The sequence below is a fragment of the Pseudoclavibacter sp. RFBG4 genome, assembly GCF_002931515.1.
In the GTDB taxonomy this organism is placed as follows: Bacteria; Actinomycetota; Actinomycetes; order Actinomycetales; family Microbacteriaceae; genus Pseudoclavibacter.
The window spans coordinates 1-25,301 of record NZ_PSYC01000053.1; the positions used below are offsets into that span (position 1 = coordinate 1).

At 69.6% G+C, this 25,301-nt stretch carries 21 protein-coding genes and 1 pseudogene; 14 read left to right on the plus strand and 8 right to left on the minus strand.

Translation table 11 applies throughout. The features are described from left to right. The first annotated feature begins 958 nt into the window (after nucleotides 1-958). The 6 genes from C5E10_RS17415 (at nucleotide 959) to nagB (ending at nucleotide 7,472) form a co-directional block, all read left to right on the plus strand. Entirely contained in the window at nucleotides 959-1,648 is a 690-nt protein-coding gene (locus tag C5E10_RS17415) for a DUF998 domain-containing protein (RefSeq protein WP_146080329.1), read from the plus strand. Then, the gene (locus C5E10_RS17420) at nucleotides 1,645-2,874 is read left to right on the plus strand and encodes a sensor histidine kinase (protein WP_104332717.1); all 1,230 of its coding nucleotides are present in this window, start codon (nucleotides 1,645-1,647) and stop codon (nucleotides 2,872-2,874) included. Before C5E10_RS17415 ends, C5E10_RS17420 begins: the two co-directional genes overlap by 4 nt. Beyond that, nucleotides 2,871-3,533: a response regulator transcription factor gene (locus tag C5E10_RS17425; RefSeq protein WP_104332718.1), complete on the plus strand. Its 663-nt coding sequence runs from the start codon at nucleotides 2,871-2,873 to the stop codon at nucleotides 3,531-3,533. The genes C5E10_RS17420 and C5E10_RS17425 overlap by 4 nt, the downstream gene beginning before the upstream one ends. Nucleotides 3,534-3,761: 228 nt before the next feature. Further along, nucleotides 3,762-4,478 carry a GntR family transcriptional regulator gene (locus C5E10_RS17430; RefSeq protein WP_104332719.1) on the plus strand — a complete coding sequence of 239 codons (717 nt, stop codon included), beginning with the start codon at nucleotides 3,762-3,764 and terminating at the stop codon, nucleotides 4,476-4,478. Nucleotides 4,479-4,572: 94 nt separating this feature from the next. Then, nucleotides 4,573-6,507, plus strand: coding sequence for an N-acetylglucosamine-specific PTS transporter subunit IIBC (gene nagE / locus C5E10_RS17435; RefSeq protein WP_104332720.1), 1,935 nt, complete (start codon nucleotides 4,573-4,575; stop codon nucleotides 6,505-6,507). Between the two features lie 182 nt (nucleotides 6,508-6,689). Further along, on the plus strand, nucleotides 6,690-7,472 hold the full coding sequence (gene nagB / locus C5E10_RS17440; protein ID WP_104332721.1) for a glucosamine-6-phosphate deaminase: 783 nt from the start codon (nucleotides 6,690-6,692) through the stop codon (nucleotides 7,470-7,472). 593 nt (nucleotides 7,473-8,065) lie between these two features. Here nagB and C5E10_RS19260 read toward each other — a convergent pair. Together C5E10_RS19260 and nagA are read right to left on the minus strand one after the other, a co-directional pair. Next, nucleotides 8,066-8,341, minus strand: coding sequence for a hypothetical protein (locus C5E10_RS19260; RefSeq protein ID WP_181062820.1), 276 nt, complete (start codon nucleotides 8,339-8,341; stop codon nucleotides 8,066-8,068). Further along, entirely contained in the window at nucleotides 8,329-9,474 is a 1,146-nt protein-coding gene (gene nagA, locus C5E10_RS17450) for an N-acetylglucosamine-6-phosphate deacetylase (RefSeq protein ID WP_104332722.1), read from the minus strand. Before nagA ends, C5E10_RS19260 begins: the two co-directional genes overlap by 13 nt. 314 nt (nucleotides 9,475-9,788) lie before the next feature. On the opposite strand from nagA, the gene C5E10_RS17460 reads away from it, so the two are divergent. Next, a complete protein-coding gene (locus C5E10_RS17460) occupies nucleotides 9,789-12,101 on the plus strand; it encodes a S8 family serine peptidase (protein WP_181062821.1) in 2,313 nt (770 codons plus the stop codon). A 504-nt stretch (nucleotides 12,102-12,605) separates the two neighbouring features. Here C5E10_RS17460 and C5E10_RS17465 read toward each other — a convergent pair. Together C5E10_RS17465 and C5E10_RS17470 are read right to left on the minus strand one after the other, a co-directional pair. Beyond that, nucleotides 12,606-13,310: a response regulator transcription factor gene (locus tag C5E10_RS17465; RefSeq protein WP_258071202.1), complete on the minus strand. Its 705-nt coding sequence runs from the start codon at nucleotides 13,308-13,310 to the stop codon at nucleotides 12,606-12,608. A gap of 29 nt (nucleotides 13,311-13,339) precedes the next feature. Further along, on the minus strand, nucleotides 13,340-14,812 hold the full coding sequence (locus tag C5E10_RS17470) for a sensor histidine kinase (protein WP_146080331.1): 1,473 nt from the start codon (nucleotides 14,810-14,812) through the stop codon (nucleotides 13,340-13,342). Nucleotides 14,813-15,025: 213 nt separating this feature from the next. On the opposite strand from C5E10_RS17470, the gene C5E10_RS17475 reads away from it, so the two are divergent. Next, a complete protein-coding gene (locus tag C5E10_RS17475) occupies nucleotides 15,026-15,397 on the plus strand; it encodes a nuclear transport factor 2 family protein (protein WP_104332725.1) in 372 nt (123 codons plus the stop codon). Nucleotides 15,398-15,400: 3 nt separating this feature from the next. Here C5E10_RS17475 and C5E10_RS17480 read toward each other — a convergent pair whose 3' ends face one another. Continuing rightward, nucleotides 15,401-16,135 carry a VIT1/CCC1 transporter family protein gene (locus C5E10_RS17480; protein ID WP_104332732.1) on the minus strand — a complete coding sequence of 245 codons (735 nt, stop codon included), beginning with the start codon at nucleotides 16,133-16,135 and terminating at the stop codon, nucleotides 15,401-15,403. A gap of 85 nt (nucleotides 16,136-16,220) precedes the next feature. After that, nucleotides 16,221-17,117, minus strand: a complete 897-nt coding sequence (locus C5E10_RS17485; protein WP_104332726.1) for a MurR/RpiR family transcriptional regulator — start codon at nucleotides 17,115-17,117, stop codon at nucleotides 16,221-16,223. A gap of 171 nt (nucleotides 17,118-17,288) precedes the next feature. On the opposite strand from C5E10_RS17485, the gene C5E10_RS17490 reads away from it, so the two are divergent. The 3 genes from C5E10_RS17490 to C5E10_RS17500 are packed head-to-tail and all read left to right on the plus strand — an operon-like array spanning nucleotide 17,289 to nucleotide 20,400. Next, nucleotides 17,289-18,689, plus strand: a complete 1,401-nt coding sequence (locus C5E10_RS17490; protein ID WP_104332733.1) for an MFS transporter — start codon at nucleotides 17,289-17,291, stop codon at nucleotides 18,687-18,689. Next, entirely contained in the window at nucleotides 18,686-19,195 is a 510-nt protein-coding gene (locus C5E10_RS17495) for a hypothetical protein (RefSeq protein ID WP_104332727.1), read from the plus strand. Before C5E10_RS17490 ends, C5E10_RS17495 begins: the two co-directional genes overlap by 4 nt. After that, nucleotides 19,192-20,400 (plus strand): amidohydrolase family protein, encoded by a 1,209-nt coding sequence (locus C5E10_RS17500; RefSeq protein ID WP_104332728.1) that lies wholly within the window; start codon nucleotides 19,192-19,194, stop codon nucleotides 20,398-20,400. Before C5E10_RS17495 ends, C5E10_RS17500 begins: the two co-directional genes overlap by 4 nt. Nucleotides 20,401-20,547: 147 nt before the next feature. Here the strand turns inward: C5E10_RS17500 and pdxY are convergent, their stop codons facing one another. Next, nucleotides 20,548-21,399, minus strand: coding sequence for a pyridoxal kinase PdxY (gene pdxY, locus C5E10_RS17505; RefSeq protein WP_104244693.1), 852 nt, complete (start codon nucleotides 21,397-21,399; stop codon nucleotides 20,548-20,550). Between the two features lie 184 nt (nucleotides 21,400-21,583). Here pdxY and C5E10_RS17510 point away from each other — a divergent pair, with 184 nt between their 5' ends. Continuing rightward, a complete protein-coding gene (locus C5E10_RS17510; protein WP_104332729.1) occupies nucleotides 21,584-23,125 on the plus strand; it encodes a serine hydrolase in 1,542 nt (513 codons plus the stop codon). A 63-nt stretch (nucleotides 23,126-23,188) separates the two neighbouring features. On the opposite strand, the gene C5E10_RS17515 is transcribed toward C5E10_RS17510, so the two are convergent. Continuing rightward, nucleotides 23,189-23,974, minus strand: coding sequence for an HNH endonuclease family protein (locus C5E10_RS17515; protein WP_219820406.1), 786 nt, complete (start codon nucleotides 23,972-23,974; stop codon nucleotides 23,189-23,191). Between the two features lie 178 nt (nucleotides 23,975-24,152). On the opposite strand from C5E10_RS17515, the gene C5E10_RS17520 reads away from it, so the two are divergent. Then, complete coding sequence (locus tag C5E10_RS17520; protein ID WP_104332730.1) at nucleotides 24,153-24,887, plus strand: SDR family oxidoreductase; 735 nt, start codon at nucleotides 24,153-24,155, stop codon at nucleotides 24,885-24,887. A 16-nt stretch (nucleotides 24,888-24,903) separates the two neighbouring features. Then, a pseudogene (locus C5E10_RS17525) lies at nucleotides 24,904-25,301 on the plus strand (hypothetical protein); the annotation flags it as partial.

A 25,301-nucleotide genomic window follows, 5' to 3' on the forward strand; every position in this document is an offset into this window, starting at 1 on the left:
GCGCCGCGCCGCGCCGCGCCGCGCCGCGCCGCGCCGCGCCGCGCCGCGCCCCGCGAAAAGGTCACTTTCGACCCTTCGGAGGGCTGAGGACGGGCGAAAAGTGACCTTTCGGGGTGGTTAGACCGTGAGGCGAGCCCTGGCCCGCCGAGCCGCCTCCGCGTCCGCACCCGCCTGCGCACCCGCCTGCGCACCCGCACCCGGATCCCCATCCGCCTCCGGACGCCCTCGGCCCTCGGATCCCCATCCGCCTCCGGACGCCCTCGGCCTCCGCGAAAAGGTCACTTTCGACCCTCTGGAGGGCCGAGGATGGGTGGAAAGTGACCTTTCGGGGTGGTGGGGCCGCGAGGTCAGCCTCGGCCCCCTGACCGCCGAGGCGCGTCCGCCTGCGTCCGCGTCCGCCTCCGCGTCCGCGTCCGCGTCCGCGTCCGCGTCCGCGTCCGCCTCCGCGTCCGCGTCCGCGTGCGCGCCTGCCTGCGTGCCCGCCTCCGCGTCCGCACCCGCCCCCGTACACGTAGCCCCATCCGCCTCCGTACACGTAGCCCCATTCGCCTCCGGACGCACCTCGGCCTCTGCGAAAAGGTCACTTTCGACCCTTCGGAGGGCTGAGGACGGGCGAAAAGTGGCCTTTTTGGGGTGGCGAGATCGCGGGGTCGACACAGACGGCCTGGTCGACGGTCGCCTCCGGATCGGCTTTCCGCGACCGGATCCCCATCCGCCTCCCAACCGGAACCGGTCTCGCCTCCCCACCCGCAGCCCATCCACGCCGCCGAATGGGGCGGTTTCGGCCCTTCGCGGGGCCGAACGTGGGCGGAAAGTGGCCTTTTCGAGCGGGAAAGGCGGCGTCGCGGGAGATCGCCTTCCGCTTTCCGCCATCCGTCGGCGGGCCCGCGCCTCGTACCCAGGTATGAGAAATCGAACGTTCGCTCAATCACCGCGCGCGGATTCCTAACGTGAGGGGATGCTTGCGCACAGAATCGCCGAATCAGATCGGACCCCCACGACACCGACCGCGATGTGGGTGGCGGCCGCGATCCTCATCGTCAGCGTGGCGACGATCTGGTTCACAAGATCGCAGGTGACGGAGCAGGTGTACGTCAGCGGATTGGGTGCCACGGGCATGCCAACGGCCGACGTCTTCAACACCGCTCTGCTCGGAATCGGCGTCGGTGCGCTCCTCGGGGCCCCGTCGCTCCACGGCATCCGATCACGGCTGCGCTGGTTGAGCTGGAGCGCATCCGGCACCCTCGTCGCCACGGCGCTGGCGTTCGTGGGGGCATCCCAGATCACCTGCACGTACGGCTGTCCCATCCCGTTCACGCCGGGCTCGACGCTGCAGGACCTCGTTCACATCGTCTTCGCCGCGACGGGCTTCACCGGGGCTGCCGTCGTCATGGTGCAGCTCGCGACGAGCTCGCTCCCGCGCCTGACGCGGCTCGTCGCCTGGGGAGCTGCCGGCGCGACCGGCCTCGTCGCGGCCGCGGGCGCATCCCTTTCGCTCCTGCGGTTCCGGACGGATCTCGGCGCGACCCTCGAGTTCGTCGCCATGACCGTCGGGGTCGTCTGGCTGGCTGGCATCCTCGTGCGACAGGCTCTGATTCCCGCTGAACGAGCCCGCGCTACTGTGTTGCCCGTGAGCGTGCTTTCGTGACCGAGCCCAGCGAGGGGCAGCCGACCAGGGCGTCGCGATTCACGCTCGGGGACGCCGCGCTCCTGGCCGTGTACGTGCTCTTCAACGGGTCCATCCTCGGGTGGCAGGCCCTCTACGTCGGCATCCCCGTGGGTGATCTCGCTCCCGAGCTCGTCATGCTCGCGATCGGGTGCATCGCCATCTCCCTGCGCCGTGCCGCGCCCGCCGTCGCGATCACCGCCGCGGCCCTCACCTTCGCGCTGGCGGTGCCGCTGCAGCTCCCCGCCGACCTCTTCGTGCTCGCCGTCGTGACCTACTCGATCGCGGCGGGCGGCACGCCCCGCGTGGGGATCTCGTCGTGGGTCGGCCTCAGCCTCGTCGCCGCGATCAGCGCGTCCACCCTCCGGCTCGTCGTCGACGATCCGCCGCTCGTCGGACGTTGGCAGGTCGACCTCCTCCTCATCCTCGGCGTCGGGGTCGCGGCCCTCCTCATCGGTCTCGCGGTCGGGATGCGGCGCAGGTTCATCGCCTCCCTCATCCAGCTCGCCGAGGAGCTCACGATCGAACGGGACCGCTCCGCTCAGCTCGCGACGCACGCCGAGCGAGCCCGCATCGCCCGCGAGGTGCACGACATCTTCTCGCACGGCCTCCAGGTGATCGTGAGCAGCGCCGACGGCGCCTCGGCGGTCCTGGACCGCGACCCTGACGAGGCTCGAGGGCTGCTCGCCGCCATCTCCGACACGGGGCGACGCTCGATGCGCGAGGCGCGCACCGTGTTCTCGCTGCTCAACGACGCCGAGACTCCGGCCGACCGTGCACCGCAGCCGTCGCTTGACGCGCTGCCGGAGTTCATCGATCGCTCCCGAGATGCCGGGCTCGACGTGCGCTTCACGGAGGAGGGCACTCCTGACCTCGACGCCACGCGCCAGCTCGTGGCCTACCGGGTCACGCAGGAAGCGCTCACGAACACGCTCCGCCATGCCGGTCGCGACGCTCGGGTGGATGTGACGCTCACCCACTCTCCGTCCGGCTCGTGTCTCGAGGTCGTCGACGACGGGCCGCCGAGCGGAGCGCCGCTCGGCGCAGCGAGCCGCGGCTCGGGCTCCGGCCTCATCGGGATGCGGCAGCGGCTGGAAATCGTGGCAGGCAGCCTCGAGGCGGGCCCCCGCGCGCATCATCCCGGCTGGCGCGTTCGGGCCATCATCCCGTCCGTCGGCGCCTCTGCGGAGGAGGGGCTCCCGTCGTGAAGATCCGCGTCGCTCTCGTCGATGACCAGGACCTGGTCCGCACCGGCTTCCGCCTCGTCCTCGAAGCGGACGGCGACTTCGCCGTCGTCGGCGAGGCATCCGGTGGTCGCGCGGGTGTGGCGCTCGCCGCGCGCACGCGACCGGATGTCGTGCTGATGGATGTGCGGATGCCCGACCTCGACGGCATCGCCGCGACCCGGATGATCGTCCGCGACAGCCCGGTCCGCGTGATCGTCCTGACCACGTTCGACAGCGACTCCTCGATCACGCAGGCGCTGCACGCCGGCGCGAGCGCCTTCCTGCTGAAGGATGTGCGCCCGGCCGAGCTCATGCAGGCCATCCGCGACGTCCACGCGGGCGACTTCGTGCTGCCCCCGGCGCTGGCGCGGGACGTCGGGGAGCTCGCAGACCCCGACGTCGCTCGCGCGCTTCCTCCCGGCGGGGTACCCGAGCTGAGTGTGCTCTCGCCGCGAGAGCTCGAGGTGCTCATCGCGATCGGCCAGGGCCTGAGCAACCCCGAGATCGCGGTCGAGCTGTTCCTCAGCGAGTCGACCGTGAAGTCGCACGTCGGGCGCATCCTCGCGAAGCTCGAACTCCGCGATCGCATCCAGGCCGTGATCCTCGCGCACCGCGCCGGCCTCGTCGGCGGTGGTGTCTAGGGTCGGTCGATCCGGCGCTGGCTCCCATCCGCCGCCCCGCCGCGCCATCCGCGACCCCCGACCCCGCGAAAAGGCCACTTTCCGCCCTTCAGAGGGCTGGGGATGGGCGGAAAGTGACCTCTTCGGGGCGGGTGAGATCACGAGGTGTGCCGAGGTGTGCCGAGGTGTGCCGAGCCGACGCGATGCGGTCGTCGTAGCCGGGTCCGGACGCGATGGGATACTGGCGGGATGGCACGCGTCAGTGGTTCAACAGCTCTCGAGGGTGTTCGCGCCCTCGCCGCATCGCTCTCGCCGGGCGAGTTGCTGCCGTCGGAACGCACGCTCTCAGCACAGCTGGGGGTGGCGCGCATGACCGTCCGGGCGGCGATCGATGTCCTCGAGCGCGAGGGGCTCGTCCGCACGAAGCGCGGCATCGGCACCGAGAAGCTCGCCCCGCCCGTCTCCCTGCAGGTTCGGCTGCGGTCGTTCGCGAGCGCCGTCCGCGAGCACGGGATGCGCGCTGAGACGCGGGTGCTCTCGTTCGTGCGCAGCACGGAGCGCCCGGACGAGGTGGAAGAGCACCTGCAGCTCCCACCGGGAGCTGAGACCATCCACCTGCGCAGGCTGCGCCTCGGCGATGACCGTCCGCTCGCGCTCGAGGACGAGTGGCTGCCCGCGGCCCTGGTGCCGCAGCTCGACGAGGAGACGGCCAAGGGAAGTCTCTACGAGATGCTCGAGACGCTCGATCTGCTGCCGACGGAGGGGGTCGAGGTCGTCACGGCCACGCTGCCGAGCCCCGAGGAGATCGAGGTGCTCGGCATCGCCGCGAGCTATCCGGTCCTGCGTCTCACTCGCGCCGCGATCGCCCGCGGCCTGCCGATGTCGTACTCGCGTGCGACGTTCCCTGCGGATCGTTTCGAGCTCACGTTCCCGCTCCAGGAGCGCCTCACTCTGCCCTTCTCCTGACGCAAACCGAACCACCGGCGAACTCTGGTCTATACCAGGGCGGATTTTCCAAGTAGAGTCCCCCTAACTTTTCCTTTGACCATGGAGTCACGCCATGAAATATCTCCAGAAACTCGGCAAGTCGCTCATGCTGCCGGTGGCTGTCCTGCCGGTAGCGGCGATCCTGTCCGGTATCGGGTACTGGATCCTCAACACGGCAGGCGAGAACTTCGTTCAGGCCTTCTTCACCGCTGCAGGTGGCGCGCTGCTCGACAATCTGCCCCTGCTCTTCGCGCTCGGCGTGGCAATCGGAATGGCATCGAAGCCAGACGGTACCGCCGCGCTCGCGGGGCTCGTGTCGTGGCTCGTCGTCACGCGGCTCCTCAGTCCTGAGACGGTCGCGACGCTGCAGGGCATCCCGGTTGAGGATGTCAACATCGGCTTCGGGCGCATCGAGAACGCCTTCGTCGGCATCATCTGCGGCCTCATCGGCGCGTACTGCTACGACAAGTTCAAGGACGTCCAGCTGCCCGCGGCCCTGTCGTTCTTCTCGGGCAAGCGCTCCGTCGCGATCGTCACGACCGGTGCATCCCTCGTCGTCGCACTCGTGCTCTACTTCGTGTGGCCGGTGCTGTTCGGCGGCCTCGTCTCGTTCGGCGAGTGGATGGTCGGGCTCGGCCCGGTCGGCGCCGGCCTCTACGGCTTCTTCAACCGCCTGCTCATCCCGCTCGGCCTCCATCACGCGCTCAACGCGGTGTTCTGGTTCGACGTCGCCGGCATCAACGACCTCGGCAACTTCCTGAACGGCACGGGCACGCCGGGCGTCACCGGCCAGTACATGACCGGCTACTTCCCGATCATGATGTTCGGTCTGCCCGGTGCTGCGCTCGCCATGTACCTCACGGCCAAGACCAACCGCCGCAAGGTCACCGCGGGCATCCTGCTGTCCGGTGCCTTCGCGTCGTTCTTCGTCGGCGTCACCGAGCCGCTCGAGTTCGCGTTCATGTTCCTCGCACCGGCGCTCTACGTGGTCCACGCGATCTTCACCGGCATCTCGATGTTCATCATGGCGCTGCTGCCGGTGCGCATGGGCTTCGGCTTCTCCGGCGGGTTCATCGACCTCATGCTCGGCTGGGTCAACCCGCTGGCGCAGAACCCGTGGGCGATCTTCCTTGCCGGCGCCATCTGGTTCGTCATCTACTTCGTCTCGTTCTACTTCATCATCAAGCGCTTCGACCTGAAGACGCCGGGGCGCGAAGACGAGGAGGTTGAAGTGGATGAGACATCGACAGGGTCGTCGAAGTTCCTCAACCAGGCATCCGCGATCCTCAAGGGTCTCGGTGGCAAGGACAACGTGCTCGAGCTCGACAACTGCGCGACGCGGCTCCGCATGGAGATCGCCGACGTGTCGAAGGTGGATGATGCGGCCATCCGTCGTGCTGGTGCCGCCGGCATCATGAAGCCGGGCGGAAAGTCGGTGCAGGTCATCTACGGCCTCGAGGTGCAGTTCGTGAAGGATGCGATGGAGGACCTCATCGCAGGCCGGGTCGAGGCGCCTTCCGCGCCCGTCGCGGTGGCAGAAGCCGCGGTGGCAGATGCCGCGGTGGCAGCGCCGCCGCAGGGTGGCGTCGCCACGAAGACCGTGCTCACCGTGCGTCAGCCGGTTGCCGGACGCGTCGTCCCGCTCTCCGAGGTTCCGGATGCGACGTTCTCCCAGGGGATCATGGGCTCTGGGGTCGCGATCGAGCCCACCGGCGACACCGTGTGGGCGCCGGCGGACGGCACCGTCGCGCACATCTTCCCGACGAGTCACGCGGTCGCGTTGAAGCTCGGTGATGGCACCGAGCTGCTGGTCCACGTCGGTGTGGACACCGTGGAGATGAAGGGTGAGGGATTCGAGACGCTTGTCGCTGTCGGCGATGAGGTTGTGGAGGGCGCCCCGCTCCTGCGGTTCGACCTCGACGCGATCCGCGCGGCTGGGCATCCTGCCGTGACTCCGGTCATCGTGCTCGGGGGTGGCGACGTCGAGCTGAGGCTGCGTCAGGACTGAGCTCTCGCTCTGATAAGCGGGGTGGGCTGCCGGATCGGCAGCCCACCCCGCTGCCCTCTGTGGACTAGACCACGCGTCGGTTTCCCGGTAATGTCATCCGCAACACGCCTCGCCGATCCGGCCGCAACTCCAGGAGACTGGACTGAGGCGCCCCGATCGCCTTCGATCTCTAGGAGCAGCGCATGGAAGTTGTCATCATGGCCGGGCCAGCAGAGGTTGGCGCCTTCGCAGCTGGACGCATCGCGGACGTCGTCGCGGGCAATCCGGAAGCCGTGCTCGGCGTCGCCACCGGTTCCAGTCCCCTGGAGACCTACCGCTCGCTCGCCGCCCGACGCGCTGAAGGCCTCGACTTCAGCCGGGTGAGCGCCTTCGCCCTCGACGAGTACGTCGGCATCGCCAGGTCGCACGCCGAGTCGTACCACGCCGTGGTCGGCCGCGAGGTGGTCGAGCCGCTCGGCCTCGACCCCGCGCGGGTGCACGTGCCGGATGGCCTCGCGGCCGACCTCGACGCCGCCTGCGAGGACTACGAGGCCAAGATCGCCGCCGCTGGAGGCGTCGACGTGCAGCTCCTCGGCATCGGGGCGAACGGACACATCGGATTCAACGAGCCCACGTCCTCGCTCTCCTCCCGGACGCGCGTGAAGACGCTCGCTCCCAAGACGCGCACCGACAACGCGCGCTTCTTCGACAAGCCGGAGGAGGTGCCGGTCCACTGCCTCACGCAGGGGCTCGGCACCATCCTCGACGCGCGCAGCGTCGTGCTCGTCGCGCAGGGTGCGTCGAAGGCGCGCGCGGTCGCCGCGATGGTCGAGGGCCCCGTCTCCTCGATGTGGCCGGGCTCCGTGCTGCAGCTGCACCGCCGGGCGACGATCGTCATCGACGAGGCCGCGGCCGCCGAGCTCACCATGGCCGACTACTACCGGTACACGGTCGAGCACCGAGCCGGCGTCCAGCCCGAGGCGTAACCCGCAAGGGCAGCCGCCGCGCCCTCGCGATCGCTGCGGCAGGGTTCGCCGTCGACGCAGGGCGAAGGTGGCAGGGCGGGCTCGCCCTGGCGACTGCTGCGGCGCATCCGCTGCCGGCACTGGCGGGCGTGGTCGGGCGTGCTCGAGTGACGCTGATGGGTTTTCGCGACGCGTGATGGGTTCTCGCGACGCTGATGGGTTTCTTGGATGCTCGTGAGGGGTTTTGCCGACCGGTGATGGGTAAAAACCCATCACGGTCACCGAAACCCATCACGAGCCCAGGGGTGGCGGGCTTCACCGTCGGTACAGAGCCAAGGTGGTCGGTGGAGCAATCTCGGCTTTTCGACTGCTGCGACCGGGTGACCGTCGCGACTCGGCGGCTCCCCCGGCGGAGAAGCGCTTGCGGAAGAGTTGCGGCGTTGCGAGTTGACGGTTCCTGGGCGTGGAAGCGCACTGGGCGCATCCGCTGCCTGCTCTGGCGCGGCAGGTCGGGCGTGGTCGAGTGACGCTGATGGGTTTTCGTGACGTTGATGGGTTTCTTGGATGCGCGTGATGGGTTTTACCCACCGGTGATGGGTAAAAACCCATCACGGTCACCGAAACCCATCACGAGCCCAGTGGTGGCGTGGCTCGCCGTCGATGCAGAACGAAAGTGGCGTCGGGGCGGTGGACGCGTTGCCGACGGTGCCGACGGTGCCGACGGTGCCGACGGTGCCGACGTTGCCGACGTTGCCGACGTTGCCGACGTTGCCGACGTTGCCGACGTTGCCGACGGTGCCGACAGTGCCGACGTTGCCGACGTTGCCGACGTTGGCTGCGGTGCCGACGGCTGCCGCGGCGTGAGAGCGGGTGTCGCTCAGCGAACCCACTCGCCGCGACGCATGACTCGCTGCACGCCGAGCGACTGGTCCAGTACGACGAGATCCGCCGAGTATCCCGGCAGCAACGCCCCGACCTTCTCGAGGCCGAGGGCAGTCGCCGGCGTGGTCGACGCGGCCCGCACGACGTCGACGAGCGGCAGTCCGGCCACGGCCACCGCGTACTGCACCGCTCGCGCCATCGTGAGCGTCGATCCGGCGATCGCGCCGCCCTGCGTGAGGCGGGCGACTCCGCCGCGCACCTCGACGTCGAGCGAGCCCAGCGTGTAGTCGCCATCGTGCATGCATGCCGCCGACATCGCGTCGGTGACGAGCATGAACTGGTGCGGTTTCGCGACTGCGGCGAGGCGGAGGGTGGCAGGATGCACGTGCGTGCCGTCCGCGATGAGCTCGATCACCGCATCCGGGTGCTCGAGCAGCGCTGTGGCGGGGCCGGGTTCGCGGTGGTGGAGCCCGCGCATGGCATTGAAGAGGTGCGTGCCGACCGTTGCACCGTTGTCGAGCGCTTCGCGGGCGGTGTCGTAGGAGGAGTCGGTGTGTCCGATGGCGGCGACGACCCCGGCGTCGGTCAGCGCCTTGATGGCCTCGAGGCCGCCGGGCAGCTCGGGTGCGAGCGTGACCATGCGCACGTGCCCGCGCCCTGCCGCCAGCAGCGCAGCGAGATCGCGACTGTTCGGCTCGATGAGGTGCTGCTGCGCGTGGGCGCCCGGATGCTCGGGGCTCAGCCATGGTCCTTCAAGGTGGATGCCCGCGATGGTTCCCTCCTCCACGAGGGTCGCGAGCGCGGCGACCGAGTCGCACATCGTGTCGATCTCGTCGGTGACGAGGCTCGCGACGAGCGAGGTGGTGCCCTGTTCGAGATGCGTGCGCACCGCGGTCTTCGCCGCGAGGGCACCGAGTCCGTCGGCCGCGCCGGCGTCGTCGAACCCCGCGCCGCCTCCACCGTGCACGTGGCCATCAACGAAGCCGGGGGTGATCGTCGCTTCCCCGAGTTCGACGATGTCGCCGGAGTCCGCGGGGGGCCGCCCCGAGCCCACACGCTGCACGACGGTTCCCTCGATCTGCACCCACCCGGGCGAGAGGTGGCTGTGCGGCGTGATGACGTTCGCGGCGCTGACGATCATTCTGCTCGCTCCGTCTGTTCGGTCCTGCTCACTGGTCTGTACCAGTTGTACTTTTGCTCGTGTGGACCTCGGTGTCAAGTCGGGAAGAGGAGGAGCGCGGCTCTTGGGCGGCGTCGACAGCGACCGCCGAGGCCAGCATTTCCCGGCCCGCGACGAGCCCGCGGATTTCGGCGAGGCGCGCGCGCTTTCGCCCGCGCCTTCCAGTAGCGGAAGTGCCGCCGCATCTGCCATTCTTGGCTCCAGTTCCATCAGCACCATCAGTTCCTGTTCCAGCCCCCGCTCCTGTTTCAGTGCCTACTCCCTGAGGTGACTTGGTGAATTCTGCTCGTACTCTCCCGCGCCTCACAGCTGCTGTCGTCGCTGCCGGACTCGTCTTCGGCGGATTCGGGGTCGGAGCAGCGTCGGCTGCCCCGGCGACCGATGACACCGACAAGCTGTCGGGAAGGCTGACCGCCCTGGCGGCCGTCGACGTGTCCGCTGACCCTGCGGCAGCGGAACAGCAGCTCGCAGCGGCCACGCCGACGCAGCTCGCGCTGCCGGAGTCTGGCCCGGCGAGCCTGCAGCTGAGCGGCGGCAGCGTCGCGGTCACCGTCTACTACTCGACACCCCCGCTGGCCGCCGATATCGACGCACTCGCTGCGCTCGGCACCATCGACGCGGTCGCCGCGAAGTACCTCGTGATTGGAGCGACGGTTCCGGCGGGCAATCTCGAAGCCGTCGCAGGGCTTGCGAACGTGCAGTCGGTGCAGGAGACTCTCTCGCCGGTGTCCAGCGGTTCCGCGTGGGATGCGGCCAACGCTCTGACGGTGGCGGAGCCGACGACGGAACCGACGGCGGAGCCGACGACGGGACCCGCTGTGGAACCCACCACCGAACCGGATGCGGACCCCAGCGCATCCGCTGACACCTGCCGCGCGGTGCCGGCCAACCTCACCGAGCCCCTCAATGTTCCCCTCGCGCGAGACCTGTATGGCGTGGATGGTGAGGGGGTGCGCATCGGGATCATCTCCGACTCGTACGACCATGCGACCGTGACGCTGCCGTCGACACCGGACGAGGATGTGGCCGCGGGCCTGCTCCCGGGAGCCGGCAACCCGTGCGGCTACACGCAACCCGTTGAGGTCGTGGTCGAGAGCGCGGCCCCGAGCACCGACGAGGGGCGCGGCATGGCCCAGCTGGTCCACTCCATCGCACCCGGCTCGACGCTGCTGTTCGCGTCCGGCAGCGGAGGGCAGGCTGGCTTCGCAAACGCCGTCGAACGTCTCTCAGAGGCCGGGGCCGACATCATCGTCGACGACCTCGGATACTACGACGAGACGATGTTCCAGGACGGAGTCGCCGCCAACTCCGTCAACGATGCGGTTGCGCTCGGCATCCCCTTCTTCACCGCCGCTGGCAACGACACGATCGTCGGCAGCCTCGGCGAGAGCGAAGGTCGCGTCATCTCCTCATGGGAGGCACCCGCCTACCGGCCGACGGCCTGCCCGGCTGCTGTCGCCGAGAACCTCGACCAGTTCGACATCACCAGCGCCGACTGCATGGACTTCGACCCGGGCGCGGGCGAGGACCCCACGAACACGCTGACCTACCCGGACCTCGCCGCCTACGACGTCAACGCCCTGTTCATGTTGCAGTGGGCTGAACCCGCTGGGGCCGCCACCAGCCGCCTCGTGGTCGCCGTCACCGACGCCGCCGGCGAGCTCGTCGCGGGCAGCCCCCTCCCCGCGGCAGGCTCGCCCGTGCAGCTCGCGGGCTTCCAGCCCACCGGCGGCGACTACAACTACACGATCGTTCGAGACACCAGCGATGGTGTACCGGCTCTCAACCCGCGGGTGAAGACGATCTTCCCGAGCAGCTACCTCCGGGCCGCCGAGTACTCCGCGGGCACCGGCGGCGACATCGTCGGGCCCTCGATCTACGGACACGCCGGCACGCCCCGAGCGTTCAGCGTCGCGGCCGCCAACGCTGCCACACCGACGGAGCTCGAGAACTTCAGCGGCACCGGGCCCATGACGCTGTACTTCGAAGCGTTCCCGAGCACAGACGCACTGCCCGAGCCCATCTCGGGTGCGCCGACGCTCACCTCGCTCGACGGAGGCTGGACGAACTTCTTCGGAAGCGCTGTCCAGGGCGCTGAGGGCGTCTACTCGTTCACCGGCACCTCGGCTGCTGCACCGTCGGCGGCAGCAGTTGCGGCGCTCGGGATGCAGCTCCGCCCGGGCATCACGGAGCAGGAGCTGCGGGCCGCGATCACGGCAACTGCCGAACCTATCGGCAGCATCCATGAGTTCGTCAGCGTCGCGAACTCGGCCGGGGCCGGGCTCGTCGACGCGGCTGCGTTCCTCGCAGCGCTGCCCGAGCCGACGCCGACGCCGACGCCGACTCCGACGCCGACCCAGACGTCGACTGCCGTCCCGGTCACGCCGACGGCGGTGCCGGTTCCCGGAGTCGAGACCCACACTCCCGTGGCGACGAGTGCGACCTCGACTCCAGTGGCCACCGGGGAGCTCGCGCAGACCGGCTTCGACTCGTCGCCTGCGCTCGTGGCTGCGATCAGCGCCCTCGCGATCGCGATCGGCATCGCCGTGACGCTCGCGAGCCCTCGCAGGAAGCTCGACAACAGGTAGGGCCCGCCGCCGCGAGTCCCGCATCCCACCGCTGCGCCGCCGCATCCCACCGCCGGAGTCCGAGCAGAGTTGTGGCGCGGTGCTGTTCGTGAGCGCGCGCGCCGCGCTTTGCCACAACTCTGGTGGGGAGTGGCGGGTGCGGCAGCTGCGAGGCAGCGGCGGATGGGGGCAGCCGCGGATGGGGCGTGGCAGATGGCGGACCGGCGGCTGGGTGGGCCGGGGGTTGGCGCGGTCACCGCTGGACTCGGCGCGGTGAGCGTGGGATTCGGCGCGGTTGTCGCAGCGAGGCGCAAGCGTTGCGACGAGAAGTAGTGGGTGCCCGCGCTCCGTCGCACGCGGACGGATGCTCGGGGAGTTGTGGCGGAGTGCTGTTCGAGAGCTCGCGGACAGCACTGCGCCACAATCTTGCCGGACGGCTGCAGAGACGGGGGAGGAGGAGGCGGATGGGTGGGGCGGTGACGCGGAGCCGCGCCGGGCGACCCGGCGGCGCGAGCCGCGCGCGGGCTACCCGGTGACGAGGCGGTGCTCGTAGGCGAACACGACGATCTGGGCGCGGCTCGACAGCTCGAGCTTCGCGAGCACGTTGCGGACGTGCGTCTTCACGGTCGCCTCGCTCACGAACGCGGCGGCGGCGATCTCGCTGTTGCGGAGCCCCTTCGCGGCGAGGAGGAAGATCTCCCGCTCTCGCGGTGACAGCGCGGCGATCGCGACGTCAGGGCGAGGCGCGATCTCGGCCGGTTCCAGGACCGGAGACGCCCCGCGAGCGATGCGTCCCACCGGCATCGCCGGGGCGTCGCCCGCATGCACGGCGCGGATCGTGTCCAGCAGCATCTCCGGCGTCGCATCCTTCGTGACGTACGCGCTCGCGCCGTTGTGCATGGCCTGCAGCACCGCCTCGTCCTGCCTGAACGTGGTCAGCATGACGACGCGCGGGCGCGGGCCCGTCTCGTCGGCGTACGGGGCTGCCTCCAGGATGCGTCGAGTCGCCGCGATCCCGTTCAATCCCGGCATGCGGATGTCCATGAGCACCACGTCAGGGCGTTCCCCGACGACGAGCTCCACGGCTTCCTCGCCATCGCTCGCCGTGCCGATCAGCTCGAGGTCGGGCTGCGACTCCACGAGCATCCGCATGCCGTAGACGAACAGCTCCTGGTCGTCGACGAGGGCGATGCAGATGCGCGGGGCTGGGCCTGACCGGGCGGCGCGGATGTCGACGGGCTGGGTGGCGGTGTCGTCGCTCACTGCGCGTCCTCCTTGCGGCTGGAGGCGAGGTGGGCATCTTCGGTCGCAGCGACCCGCGGCACGATGTCCTGCGTCGGGATGAAGGCCGTCACCACGAAGACCTGGCGTTCTTCCGCCTCGCCGTCGCTCGGCTCGGCCCCCGCGGTCAGCCAGCCGCCCGCGAGGCGCGCACGCTCGCGCATTCCCGTCAGCCCGAGGCCGCTGCGCTGCGGCGGATCCTCTGCGGAACCCGAACTGCTGGCCCCGGTGCTGACGATGTTGAGGGAGAGCCCGGCGCCGCGCCAGTCGAGGGAGACCGTTGCCGACGCTTCGGAGCCCGCGTGCTTCATCGCGTTCGTGAGGCTCTCCTGCACGATCCGGAAGACGCTCAGCTCCTGCACCTGGGAGAGCCGCTTGCGTTCGCCGAGGTGTCGCAGCTCGACCTCGAGCCCGGCGTCGGAGGCCTGATCGATCAAGGCACCCAGCTCATCGAGCTTCGGCTGAGGGGCGGAGCCCGCCCCGCCGATGTCCTCGAGGAGGCCCTGCAGTTCGAGGAGCGTGCTCCGAGCGTTGTCGGCGATCTTCTGCAGGTCGTCGGCGGGCTCGCCACGCGACTCGCGGAGCAGCCTCGAGCCGTCCGCCATCGAGATCGTCACGGTCAGCGAATGCGCGAGCACGTCATGCACTTCGCGAGCGATGCGGGACCGTTCGTGCAGCACGATGACCTCCGTGGAGGACGCAGACAGCTCCTCCGCCAACGCGGTGCGCATGGCGCGTTCGCGCGCCCACTTGATCGCGAACTGGGTCGAGGTGCCGAGTGCCCAGGCAAGGACGGTCAATGCTACGAACACCAGCGCCAGCTGGACAGCCGACGAGAGCAGGAGCTCGGGCATGGGTGGCGCGACCGTCACGCCGGCGATCTGTCCGTCTGGCCCGGTCATCAGCTGCACCATGCTCTCCTGCATGGTCAGGTCGATCTCTCCCAAGCCCAGGTTCCGCGCCATGTCCTGGGCGCCGTCCTGGAAGAACAGCTCGCCGCTGGCGGAGTAGCGTTCGACACCGGCTCCGTAGCTCCCGGTCCAGAGCAGCCACTGCCCGAGGTAGACCAACATGAACGCGAGACCGGCTGCATGGGCCACGCCTGCTGCAAGCGATCCCCAAGTGAGTGGGCCTCGGGAGCGAACGGTGACGAGGAACACGACGAGGGGCATGGCGAGGTGCACGGGCCAATCGTTTGCCGAGGCCATGGGCAGCATCCCCGACAGCTGCAGGACCGGGACCAGCAGCCCCATGCCCAGGGCTGCCCGTGGGAAGCGTCGCGAGATGCCGAGGGCGAGGCCGTAGATGACCGGTGCCGCGTAGAACGGCAGGTGACTGTTCCACCGCCCAACCTCCGCGAAACACCAGAGTGTGACGAACAGCGCACCCACCGCGGGCTCGAGAAGCCAGCGCAGTCGGGCGGTGGAGAGGCGATCGAGGATTCGGAGCATGCTCACCAAGCTAGGGGCGATTCCGGTCGGGGAGGGCGACGTGGGCGCATGGGGTGTCCCGTTTCATCCGAAGGGGTGAGCGAGGGTGGCGCTCGCGGCGCTGATGCCCCGCATCCGCACCCGTGATGTGCGCTTCGGGTCTGCGGCCGCCAAGCTGGAGTCGCCAGCGTCGGCACCGGCGCGTCCCGCGAACCGAAGGTCGTGACCTCACCGATGACTGACAACCGCGCAGCGTTCGAGCACTTCGTCGAGCTGTTCTATACGCGCAAGCGCGTGGCTGACGCCTTCGACTATCTGGTCTCCTCCGACTATCGGCAGCACAACCCGAACATCGCGGACGGGCCTGCTGCGGCGGTGGAGGCGCTCACGCCGAAGTTCGACGGGTCGCCGGATGCGACCTTCAGCGTCGAGCGCCTCATCGTCGACGGCGACCTGGCGATGGTGCACGTGCGTGCCTCCCGCCCCGGCGCCCCGGACGCGGCGGTCGCGGACATCTACCGCTTCGAGGGCGGCCGCATCGTCGAGCACTGGGACGTGCTCCAGCAGGTGCCGGCCACGAGCATCCACGACCACCCCATGTTCTGAGGCTCAGACCACGCCGGAGGTGCCGAGCAGCGAGCCGATCAGGAACGTCGCGCCGAGCGCGAGCGCGCCTCCGGCGACGACGCGGATGGTCGGTCGCAAGGGTGGGCTCTGCCCGATGCGAGCGCTGAAGTAGCCGGTCGCCGCCAGGGCGAGCAGTACGACGGCGAAGGTCCCTGGCACTCGGGTGCTCTCGGGCAGCAGCAGAATCGACAGCAGTGGCAGCAGTGCGCCGGTCGTGAAGGCGAGTGCGGATGCGCCGGCCGCGGCGAGCGGGCTCGCGACGGCTTCCTCACTCAGTCCGAGCTCGGTCTCGAGATGGGCGGCGAGCGCGTCTCGTGCCGTGAGCTCGATGGCCACCTGCTGCGCGGTCTCCGGGCTCAGCCCTTTCTGCTCGTAGAGGCCCGCGAGCTCGGCGAGCTCCTCCTCCGGCTCCTCCTCGAGCTCGCGACGCTCCTTCGCGATGAGCGCACGCTGGCTGTCGCTCTGGCTGCTGACGGACACGTACTCGCCGAGCGCCATCGAGATCGCGCCGCCCACGAGTCCCGCGGCCCCCGCCGTGAGGATCGCGGGCGTCGCGGTGGTGGCCCCGGCCACGCCGACGACGAGCGCCGCGACCGACACGATGCCGTCATTCGCGCCAAGGACTCCGGCGCGTAGCCAGTTCAGGCGACCGTGGATGGACGCGTCGTGCGGCTCGTTCGCGTGGGCGCCGGGGGCAGGCGCGGCGGGTGCGGTCATGGGCGTCATCCAAGCACGCAGGATGCCGAGTATGAGCGGTTCGACGTTGGCGTTCTGGTGAGTGCGACCTTCGAAGACGTCGCGCCTACTCGGCGGCGCGTGGGTCGATGAGGATGTCGAGCTCGTTCCACAACCGCTCGGCGGCGTCGATGCGCACCTTGGTGGCCTCTGGGTCGAGCTGCGCGAGTGTTGCGACGAGGCCCTGCTGCACCGCCATGGGGACGGTGAGCGACGGGAAGAACGACGTTCCCTCTGCGGGGATCTTGATGAGGTCGTCCACTGCGCCCTCGAGCTGCGGGGGCAGGTAGTCGGTGAGTGCCACGACCGTCGCGCCCTGCCGGTGGGCGGCGTTCGCGGCCGCCACGATGGTGCGGTAGTGCCGCCAGTAGCTGCACACGATGAGCAGGTCTCCGGACCCCATCTGGGCGACGCTGTTCGAGAGCGCGCTGTCGCGGTCGAGGAGCGCGTGCACGTGATAGCCGGCGATCTGCAGGTTGTGGACGAGCGCCTGGCCGACGGCGGCGAAGCTGCCCATCGCCGTGACGTGCACGCGCTTCGCCGACTGCACGGCCGACGCGACGCGGGCGATCGCGACGTCGTCGATGTCGCGCATCGTGGCCGCGAGGAGTGCGGCGTCGTTGCGCAGCGCGTTCTGGAACGGAGTGTCCGTGAGGCCGTGGATCTCGGCGATGTCGACCATCGAGAGCTGTGCGAGGTAGCGGGTGCGCAGGGCCTGCTGCAGGTCCGGCCAGCCCTTGAAGCCGAGCTGCTGGGCGAGGCGCGTCGTCGTGGATGCGCTCACCCTCGCCGACGCTGAGATCTCGGCGGCCTGCGCGTAGCTGGCCGCGTTGATGTTCGTGACGAGGTAGTTCGCCAGCTTCTGGCTGGTGGGGCCGAGGTTGCTGCCGGCGAGGACGCCCCGCAGCCACGCGTCGGGGGAGAGTCGCGTCTCGTCGTCGGTGGGCGGTTCGACGGCTGGCATGTGTTCATTTCAGCACGGATCCGCTGGGGGTTGGGTGCCGTGGCCCCGTTCCCCGGACAATCCTGCAAGAGATTTCGCGCGGGTTACATTTCTGCAATCTCTGTTGCATGATAGATGCGGCTGGATCATGCTTTCTCGAACACCGACGTTCCGATCCCTCAGGAGAACCCGTTGTCACTCACAGCACGGCTCGATCGCCTGCCGATCAGCAGACCCCACTACGCGCTCCTCCTCATCGGCGGGCTCGGCTACACCTTCGACGGCATGGACGGCGCGATCGTCGCCTTCCTCATGCCGAGCGTCCGCGACGTCTTCAGCCTCGAGGCCGCACAGCTCGGCCTCGTCGGCTCCGCCGCCCCCTTCGGATTCCTCTTCGGGGCCCTCCTCGCCGGCTACCTCGGCGACAAGATCGGCCGCAAGAAGGTCATGATGTGGTCGCTGGTGCTGTACGCGGTCGCATCCCTCGTCGCGGCCCTCTCCTGGAACTTCGAGATCTTCCTCTTCATGCGCATCCTCGCCGGAATGGGAGCCGGAGCCGAGAGCGCCATCATCGCGCCCTTCCTCTCCGAGTTCGTGCCCAAGCACCGGCGCGGGTGGTTCGTGGGCACGCTCGCCGGGTTCTTCTCCTTCGGGTTCGTCGCCGCCGCACTCATCGGGCGCTTCGTCGTCCCCGCCTCGGAGGACGGCTGGCGCTGGGCGCAGGTCCTCACCTTCCTGCCCATCGTCATGCTGCTCTGGTGGCGACGCTCGCTCCCCGAATCGCCGCGCTACCTCGCCAGCGTCGGCAGGCACGCGGAAGCGGAAGCCGTGGTCGCGAGCTTCGAGGACCGAGTGCGCGCATCCACCGGCAAGGACCTCCCGGCCGTCGACCCGAACGCGCCAGAAGAGGAAGCACCCGTCAAGTTCGGCTTCATCAAGGCCGTCAAGTTCCTGTGGGGCCGCACGATGTGGCGCATCACGGCGACGACCTGGCTCATCTGGTTCGTCATCACGTTCTCGTACTACGGCTTCTTCACCTGGATCCCGACGCTCCTCGTCGACCGCGGCATCGACGTCACGACGAGCTTCACGTACTCGCTCTACATCTACCTCGCACAGATCCCCGGCTACTTCAGCGCCGCGTACCTCAACGAGAAGCTCGACAGGAAGTTCACGATCGCGCTCTACCTCATCGGCTCCGCCGGTGCGGCACTGTGGATGAGCCAGGCCAACGACCCGATCATGGTCACGGTCGCCGGCATCGTCCTCTCGTTCTTCCTCAACGGCACCTACGCCGGCGTCTACGCCTACACGCCGGAGGTCTTCCCGACCTGGCTGCGCGCGACCGGCGTCGGGATGAGCTCGTCGTTCGGCCGGATCGGCTCGATCACGGCCCCCATCATCATCGGCACCTTCGCCGCCCAGTGGGGCTTCGTCGGAGTGTTCGGCATGACCACGACCGTGCTCGTCATCGGCGTCGCCTGCACGCTCCTCTTCGCCGTCCGCACCGCCGGGCGCTCGCTCGAGGACATCACGGGAAGCGGCAAGGGCACGGACAAGCAGGCAATCGAGAAGAAGGAGAGCAACGCATGACCCCGAATGGAGAACGAGTGCGCAACGGAGAACTCGGACGGAACAGCGAGGTGACACTGGATGCGGTGGATTGGGCGAGCATCCACCACACGATCGAGCAGGAGGTGGGGGTGGTGCTGTTCACGGTCCTTCGCTTCACCGAGGGTGGGGCCGTCATGGAGCGCATCTACTCGTCGCACGCCGACGAGTACCCGGTCGGCGGCACGAAGCAGGTCGCGACGCAGGTGTCTCCAGACTGGGTCGCCGCCTGCCGCGACTCGGGGGAGCCGTTCCTCGGCGCCACGCCGGCAGACCTCGACCGCATCTTCGACGACGCGAGCACGATCAAGGCCCTCGGCTGCGGCTCCATCCTCAACGTGCCCATCCCGGGCCCGGACGGCACGCCGCTCGCCACCGTCAACATGTGCGCCCCGGAGGGCACCTACACATCGACGGCGCAGGAACGCGCCGTGCAGATCATCGACACCGGCGTGGAGAGCGCCGAGCAGCAGGGAGCATCCGCATGACCTCGAACCTGATCATCCGCAACGCCACGTGGCTCGACGTCGACGCGGGGGAGTACCGCACGGGCGACCTCTCGATCCGCGACGGGCGCTTCGAACGGGTGGGTGGCCAGATCGAAGCGCAGGACGGCGTCGAGGAGCTCGACGCAGCCGGTCGATACCTCCTGCCCGGCCTCATCGACTGCCACGTGCACGTCACCGCCCACACGGCAGACCTGCCCTCGATGGGTGAGGAATCGTCGAACTACGTCGCGCTCCAGGCGGCGAAGCTCATGGGCGAGATGCTCGACCGCGGCTTCACGACCGTGCGCGACGTCGCCGGCGCCGACTTCGGCCTGCACGACGCGCAGGTCGACGGCCTCGTGCGAGGTCCACGGCTCTTCTTCGGCGGCAAGGCGCTCTCGCAGACCGGCGGGCACGGCGACCCGCGCTCGCGGGGCCGCGACAGCCATGACAGCGAGTACACGTGCTCCCACATCGGCAGGGTCGTGGATGGCATCTCAGCCGTCCGGCACGCGGCCCGGGACGAGATCCGCCGCGGCGCGCACCACATCAAGATCATGGCGGGCGGCGGAGTCGCCTCGCCCACCGACCGCGTCGACTCCACGCAGTTCTCCGTCGAGGAGATCGAGGCCGTCGTCGAGGAGGCGACCGCCGCCAACCGCTACGTGACCGCACACGCCTACACGGCGCGCGCCATCAACCGCGCCCTCCGGGCCGGCGTGCGCGGCATCGAGCACGGCAACCTCCTCGACGACGAGTCGATCGAGCTCTTCCTCGAGCACGACGCCTACCTCACCATGAACCTCGTCACCTACTGGGCGCTCATGGAGGAAGGCCGCGAGCACGGCCTGCCGCAGGACAACTGGGTGAAGGTCTCCGACGTGCTCGAAGGCGGCAAGGTCGCGCTCGAGAAGGCCCACAAGGGCGGCGTCAACCTCTGCTACGGCAGCGACCTGCTCGGCGGCATGCAGCGCCACCAGGCCCGCGAGTTCGAGGTGCGCGCCGAGTTCATGCCCGTCATCGACATCATCCGCAGCGCGACGACCACGGCCGCCCGCCTGCTCCAGCGCGAAGGTGAGCTCGGCGTGATCGCGCCGGGCGCACACGCCGACCTGATCGCCGCATCCGCCAACCCGCTCGATGACGTGAGCGTGCTCGCCGAGTCGCGCCTCGACTGGGTCATGCAGGGCGGGACGCGCGTCTAGGACGGCGGGCGCCGGCCGGCCCGGCGGTTCGGGGCTCGAGAGTTGTGGCGGAGTGCTGTTCGGGCTTCGACCGGATGCACTTCGCCACAACTTCGGACGCGAAGGACAGCCCGGGCGCGCGCGGGTACCCGGACGCGCGTCAGCTGTCTAGCGAATCTCGCGCACCTCGAACTGCATGCGCGGGTTCGCGAACGCATCCTGAGCCGCGACGATCTGCAGCTCGCGCTCGCCGGAGTCGAGCGTGGTCTGCAGCAGATCGAAGACGCTCGAGACGGTCGCGGAGAGCGCCTCGGCTGCCGAGCCCGACGTGCGGTAGTGCGCAGTGAAGAGGGCCGACGTGACATCGCCGGAGCCGTTCGCCTTGAACGGCAGGTACGGGGTCTGCACGATCCACGCCCCCGAATCGTCGACGGCCATCATCTCGATCGTGCCCTCAGGTCGGTCGGGCCGCTCGACGCTCGTGACGAGCACCGTGCGCGGGCCGAGGTCGCGGGCGCGCTGCACAGAATCGAGGGTCTCCTCGATCGTCGCGGGCGTCGTGCGGGTGAGGAAACCCAGCTCGAACTGGTTGGGAGTGAGGATGTCGGCGACCGGCACGACCCGCTCGCGGATCAGCTCCGGGATCGCAGGAGCGACGAAGCAGCCCGACTTCGCGTTGCCCATGACGGGGTCGCACGTGTAGCTCGCCGCCGGGTTGAGCTCCTTGGTGCGCTTGACCGCGTCGACGACGACATCGACGATCTCCTCGCCACCCAGATAGCCAGACAGCACCGCGTCGACCTGGGCGAGCGCGCCGCGCTCCTCGATGCCGAGGATGACGTCGCGCACATCGGACGCAGGAAGGAGCGGACCGCGCCACGCGCCGTAGCCCGTGTGGTTCGAGAACACGACCGTCGAGACCGGCCACACCTCATGTCCGAGGCGCTGCAGCGGGAACACGGCGGCCGAGTTGCCCACGTGCCCGTAGGCGACCGACGACTGGATCGACAGGATCTTCATCCCCCGATCTTGCCACGCCGCGAGCTGCAGCGCGCTCGGGCGACGCCATGCGACGGGTTCGGCTGCTCGCCGCATCTCCCACGTGGGGCGGATGCATCTCCCGCCCACGGCCGAGGCCGGTGTCGGTGGCTGCCCATAGCGTTGGAGGACGGGACAGGAACACGGCCGAGAACTGGGGAAGCGAATGTCACACGAACGTCAGCAGGAGCACCCTGCCGGGTCGCCGCAGATCGCAGAAGCACCGCGAGGTCCGGCGAAGCGCATCCTCGTCATCGCAGCACTCGTGGCAGCGGTCGTCGCGGTGGTGCTCGGCATGGTGGTCGGCCCGCAGCGTCAGTCGCTCGGCACGCAGGTCACCGGCGATGAGGCGCTCGCGGCCAGGGTCGTGGATGCCGTGGGCGGGCACGGCGGCTTCCGCTCCGTCGTCGTCGCCGAGGTCACACCGGAGAGCACGACGTGGGCCGGGGTGGGCAAGACGGGTGATGGCCGCAACGGGTCGGCGCCCACCAACGAGACGCTCTACGAGCTGGGTTCGGTCACGAAGACCTTCACCGCCGCGCTGTTCGCCGATGCGATCGAACGCGGGGAGGTGGGTGCCGAAGACCCGCTCTCGACGCACATCCCCGAGCTCGAGGGAACTCCGGCCGGTGAGGTGACGCTCGCGAGCCTCGCCCAGCACAGCTCAGGCCTCCCGCGCCTCGGCCCCGCCTTCGCCATCGAGTCGCTCGCGGCTTCCCTCTCCGGAGGCAACCCCTACGGCCCGCAGACGCGCGACGCCATGATCGCCGACGCGGCTTCCGCTCCCGTCGACCCCGCGCAGGGCCCCGTCTACTCGAACCTCGGAGTGGCGCTCCTCGGCACGGCCCTCGTCAACGCGTCGGGCGCCGAGAGCTACCCGTCGCTGCTCGAGGAGCGCGTTCTCGGGCCCGTCGGCATGCAGTCGACGACGATCGCCACGACCGAGGCCGAGGTGCCGGCCGAGACCACCCCGGGCTTCCTCACCAACGGCGCTTCGACCGATCACTGGTGGGGCGAGGGGTACGCGCCGACCGGATCCTCGACGACAACCGACATCGACGACCTCGCCGCGTGGGCTGCCGCCAACCTCGACGGCTCCGCACCTGGCGCATCGGCGCTCGAGCCGACGGCGCAATTCGCCGAAGGCAGCGACATCGGCTGGGTCTGGCAGAGCACGCAGGTCACGAACCCCACGGCCGACTCGAACCCGACGCTCACCTGGCACAGCGGCGGAACCGGCGGGTTCGCCTCCGTCGTCATGATCGACCGCGAAGCGCAGAAGGCGGTCGTCGTGCTGGGGAACACGCAGCAGGTCGTCGACCCCATCGCCGTGTCGCTGCTCAGCGGAGCCGAGGTGCCCGACCTCGGCGCGCAGGGCTCGCTCCTGCTGTGGGTGACGTTCGGATTCGCCGTAGTCGCCTCGGGCCTCGCCCTGCTCTTCGCGTTCCGTTCGAAGGCGGCGCTGCCCATCGTGAACTGGCTGCTGCTCGCCGCCGCGGGCCTCGTCAGCCTCTGGTTCGCTGGACCATGGGCGAGCGTCGGCGGCTGGGCGTTCGGGCTCGCCCTGGCGCCCGCGCTCGCGGCGGTCGCGGTCGGCGTGCTGCGCTCCCCGGCACTCCGCTTCCAGCCCAAGAAACGGGCCTGGCTCAGCTGGGTCGGCCTCGCCGTGGTGCTGCTCATCCTCGTGTCGACGCTGCTCGTCATCTGAGCTGAGACGTCAGTGCACCGGCGGGCCGCACTGGACCGGCGCGGCGTGCTCTGGGGTCGCTCCTTACGCGCAGTCCTCGAGCACGTCGCGCATCGCATCGTGTTCGGCCTGCGTCACCCAGAGGCTGTAGGTGGCCTTCACGACGATCTGCCGTGCCACGTAGGTGCAGTGGTACGACTCCCGCGGCGGCAGCCAGTTCGCCGCATCCTGGCTCTTCTTGTCGTCGTTCACCCAACCCGCCGTGGCCTGCAGGTTCATGGGGTCGTTCGACAGCTCCACCCGCTCCTCGAACGACAGGTCCTTCGCGCCCGTGCGCCACGCATTCGCGAGCGCCACGACGTGGTCGATCTGCACGAGCGGGCTCGTGTCGGGTCCCCGCTGGAAGTCGATCTCGTCCCCCGAGTACGGGTCCACGAAGACGCCCGTGTCGACTCGGCAGCCGTCTCGGTTGCGGTTGACCTCGGTCATGGATGCGGCCAGTGCGTCGTTGCGAGCGTCGCAGCCGTTGCCGTCCGGGTCCTGCCAGCCCTCGCCGAACGAGCCCTCGCGATCGAACTCCTGCCATTCGTCGCGCGGAGCGACCTCGAGCTTGCCGAGCACGTCGAGGGCATCCGCGGCGAAGGAGGTCGGATCGTCACCCTCGGCGGCGGCCTCGACCTCGCCGGCGAGGTCGACAAGCTGGCTGGACTCGGAAGCGGTGCTGCCGTCTGCGGGCGACGTCGCCTGAGGGGCGAGGGGCGTGCATCCCGCGAGCAGGACCGCGACGCCGATGAGCGCCGCGGCCGCGAGCGCAGGGCGGCCGGAACGGTGAACGAAGCGGCGCGCGGTGGGCGAGGAGGTGGGAGGCACTTGGAGCTTTCTCGAGCGGGTCTGCCGCTCAAGACTGCCACAGGGCGGGGCACCGAGCGCGAAGCTCACATCCTCTCCGTGCGAGCGAACTCAGAGGGAGCGCCTGGCATGACGGTGGCAGAATGTGGGAGCCGCGGCTGCCCGCGGTCACACGCCGCACACCCCCGGGGGAACATCCATGACTGAAGTAGGCCAGACCGGCTCACCCGCTGGGTCCGGAGGCGACTCCCAGCGACCTGTTGCACTCGTCACTGGCGCAACGCGCGGCATCGGCGAGGCCATCGCGCAGGAGCTCGGTCGCACCCACCAGGTCCTGGTCGGCGGCAGGGAGCCGCGCGCGGTCGCCGAAGCCGCAGCACGCATCCCCGGGGCCACCCCGTTCGTGGCCGACCTCTACGACGAGCGTCAGCTCGCCGAGGCGACCCGCAGCATCCGCCGTCTCGATGTGCTCGTGCACTCCGCGGCCGTGCTCGGCGGGCACGACGCGATCGCCGAGAGCTCGCGCGAACGCTTCCGCCGCGCCTTCGAGCTCAACGTGTTCGCGGTCGCCGACCTCACCCGCCTCCTGCTGCCGCTCATCCGATCGAGCGAGGGGACGATCGTCATGATCAACTCGGGCTCCGGCTACGCAAGCGGTGCGGGCACGAGCGTCTACAGCGGCACGAAGTTCGCGCTTCGTGCGCTGACGGACGCGCTCCGCGAGGAGGAGCGCGAACACGGCGTCCGCGTGTCGAGCATCCACCCGGGGCGCGTCGACACCGACATGCAGCGGGAGCTGCGCCAGCTCGAGCATGGCAGCTACGAGCGGGAGCGCTACCTGACCCCGCAGGCCGTCGCCCAAGCCGTGCGCCTTGCCGTCGACACCCCAGCTGGTGGGGCGGTCGACGAGCTCAAGATCCGCCCGATGCGCTGAGGACGCGCGCCAGACCATGGGCGGTACCAGCCAGATCTTCACCATCGTCGCGTTCGCGCTGCTCGTCGTGCTTGTGCTCGGCCTCGGCCTGCTCGTCGCGATCTTCGTGCAGCGACACCGCGCGAAGAAGGCGAAGGCTGCGTCGGACCTCCGGAAGGCGGAGCGCCGCAGGGCCGTCGATGCGGGCATCGCAGGCCTGCACGAGGACACCGACACGAGCGGCGGCATCTCCCTCCTTGGGCTCTCTGTGCAGCAAGCGGTGCCGGATGCCCCGAGCGGCGCACCCGCGAAGCCATCGCCCTGGGCGGCGGCGCCGCGGCCTGCCGAACGGCAGGCCGCCTGGTTGCCGGCTTCAGTGCAGCGCGCGTCTGGGGCCCCGGGGGCTGGGTTGCCGGGGTCTGGCGTGCCGGAGTC

Excerpts from the sequence above, each read along its gene's own strand:
- C5E10_RS17415 (WP_146080329.1), top strand. The coding sequence starts at position 959 with ATGCTTGCGCACAGAATCGCCGAATCAGATCGGACCCCCACGACACCG.
- C5E10_RS17430 (WP_104332719.1), top strand. The coding sequence starts at position 3,762 with ATGGCACGCGTCAGTGGTTCAACAGCTCTCGAGGGTGTTCGCGCCCTC.
- nagE (WP_104332720.1), top strand. The coding sequence starts at position 4,573 with ATGAAATATCTCCAGAAACTCGGCAAGTCGCTCATGCTGCCGGTGGCT.
- nagB (WP_104332721.1), top strand. The coding sequence starts at position 6,690 with ATGGAAGTTGTCATCATGGCCGGGCCAGCAGAGGTTGGCGCCTTCGCA.
- nagA (WP_104332722.1), bottom strand. The coding sequence starts at position 9,474 with ATGATCGTCAGCGCCGCGAACGTCATCACGCCGCACAGCCACCTCTCG.
- C5E10_RS17470 (WP_146080331.1), bottom strand. The coding sequence starts at position 14,812 with ATGCTCCGAATCCTCGATCGCCTCTCCACCGCCCGACTGCGCTGGCTT.
- C5E10_RS17475 (WP_104332725.1), top strand. The coding sequence starts at position 15,026 with ATGACTGACAACCGCGCAGCGTTCGAGCACTTCGTCGAGCTGTTCTAT.
- C5E10_RS17480 (WP_104332732.1), bottom strand. The coding sequence starts at position 16,135 with ATGACCGCACCCGCCGCGCCTGCCCCCGGCGCCCACGCGAACGAGCCG.
- C5E10_RS17485 (WP_104332726.1), bottom strand. The coding sequence starts at position 17,117 with ATGCCAGCCGTCGAACCGCCCACCGACGACGAGACGCGACTCTCCCCC.
- C5E10_RS17495 (WP_104332727.1), top strand. The coding sequence starts at position 18,686 with ATGACCCCGAATGGAGAACGAGTGCGCAACGGAGAACTCGGACGGAAC.
- C5E10_RS17500 (WP_104332728.1), top strand. The coding sequence starts at position 19,192 with ATGACCTCGAACCTGATCATCCGCAACGCCACGTGGCTCGACGTCGAC.
- pdxY (WP_104244693.1), bottom strand. The coding sequence starts at position 21,399 with ATGAAGATCCTGTCGATCCAGTCGTCGGTCGCCTACGGGCACGTGGGC.
- C5E10_RS17510 (WP_104332729.1), top strand. The coding sequence starts at position 21,584 with ATGTCACACGAACGTCAGCAGGAGCACCCTGCCGGGTCGCCGCAGATC.
- C5E10_RS17520 (WP_104332730.1), top strand. The coding sequence starts at position 24,153 with ATGACTGAAGTAGGCCAGACCGGCTCACCCGCTGGGTCCGGAGGCGAC.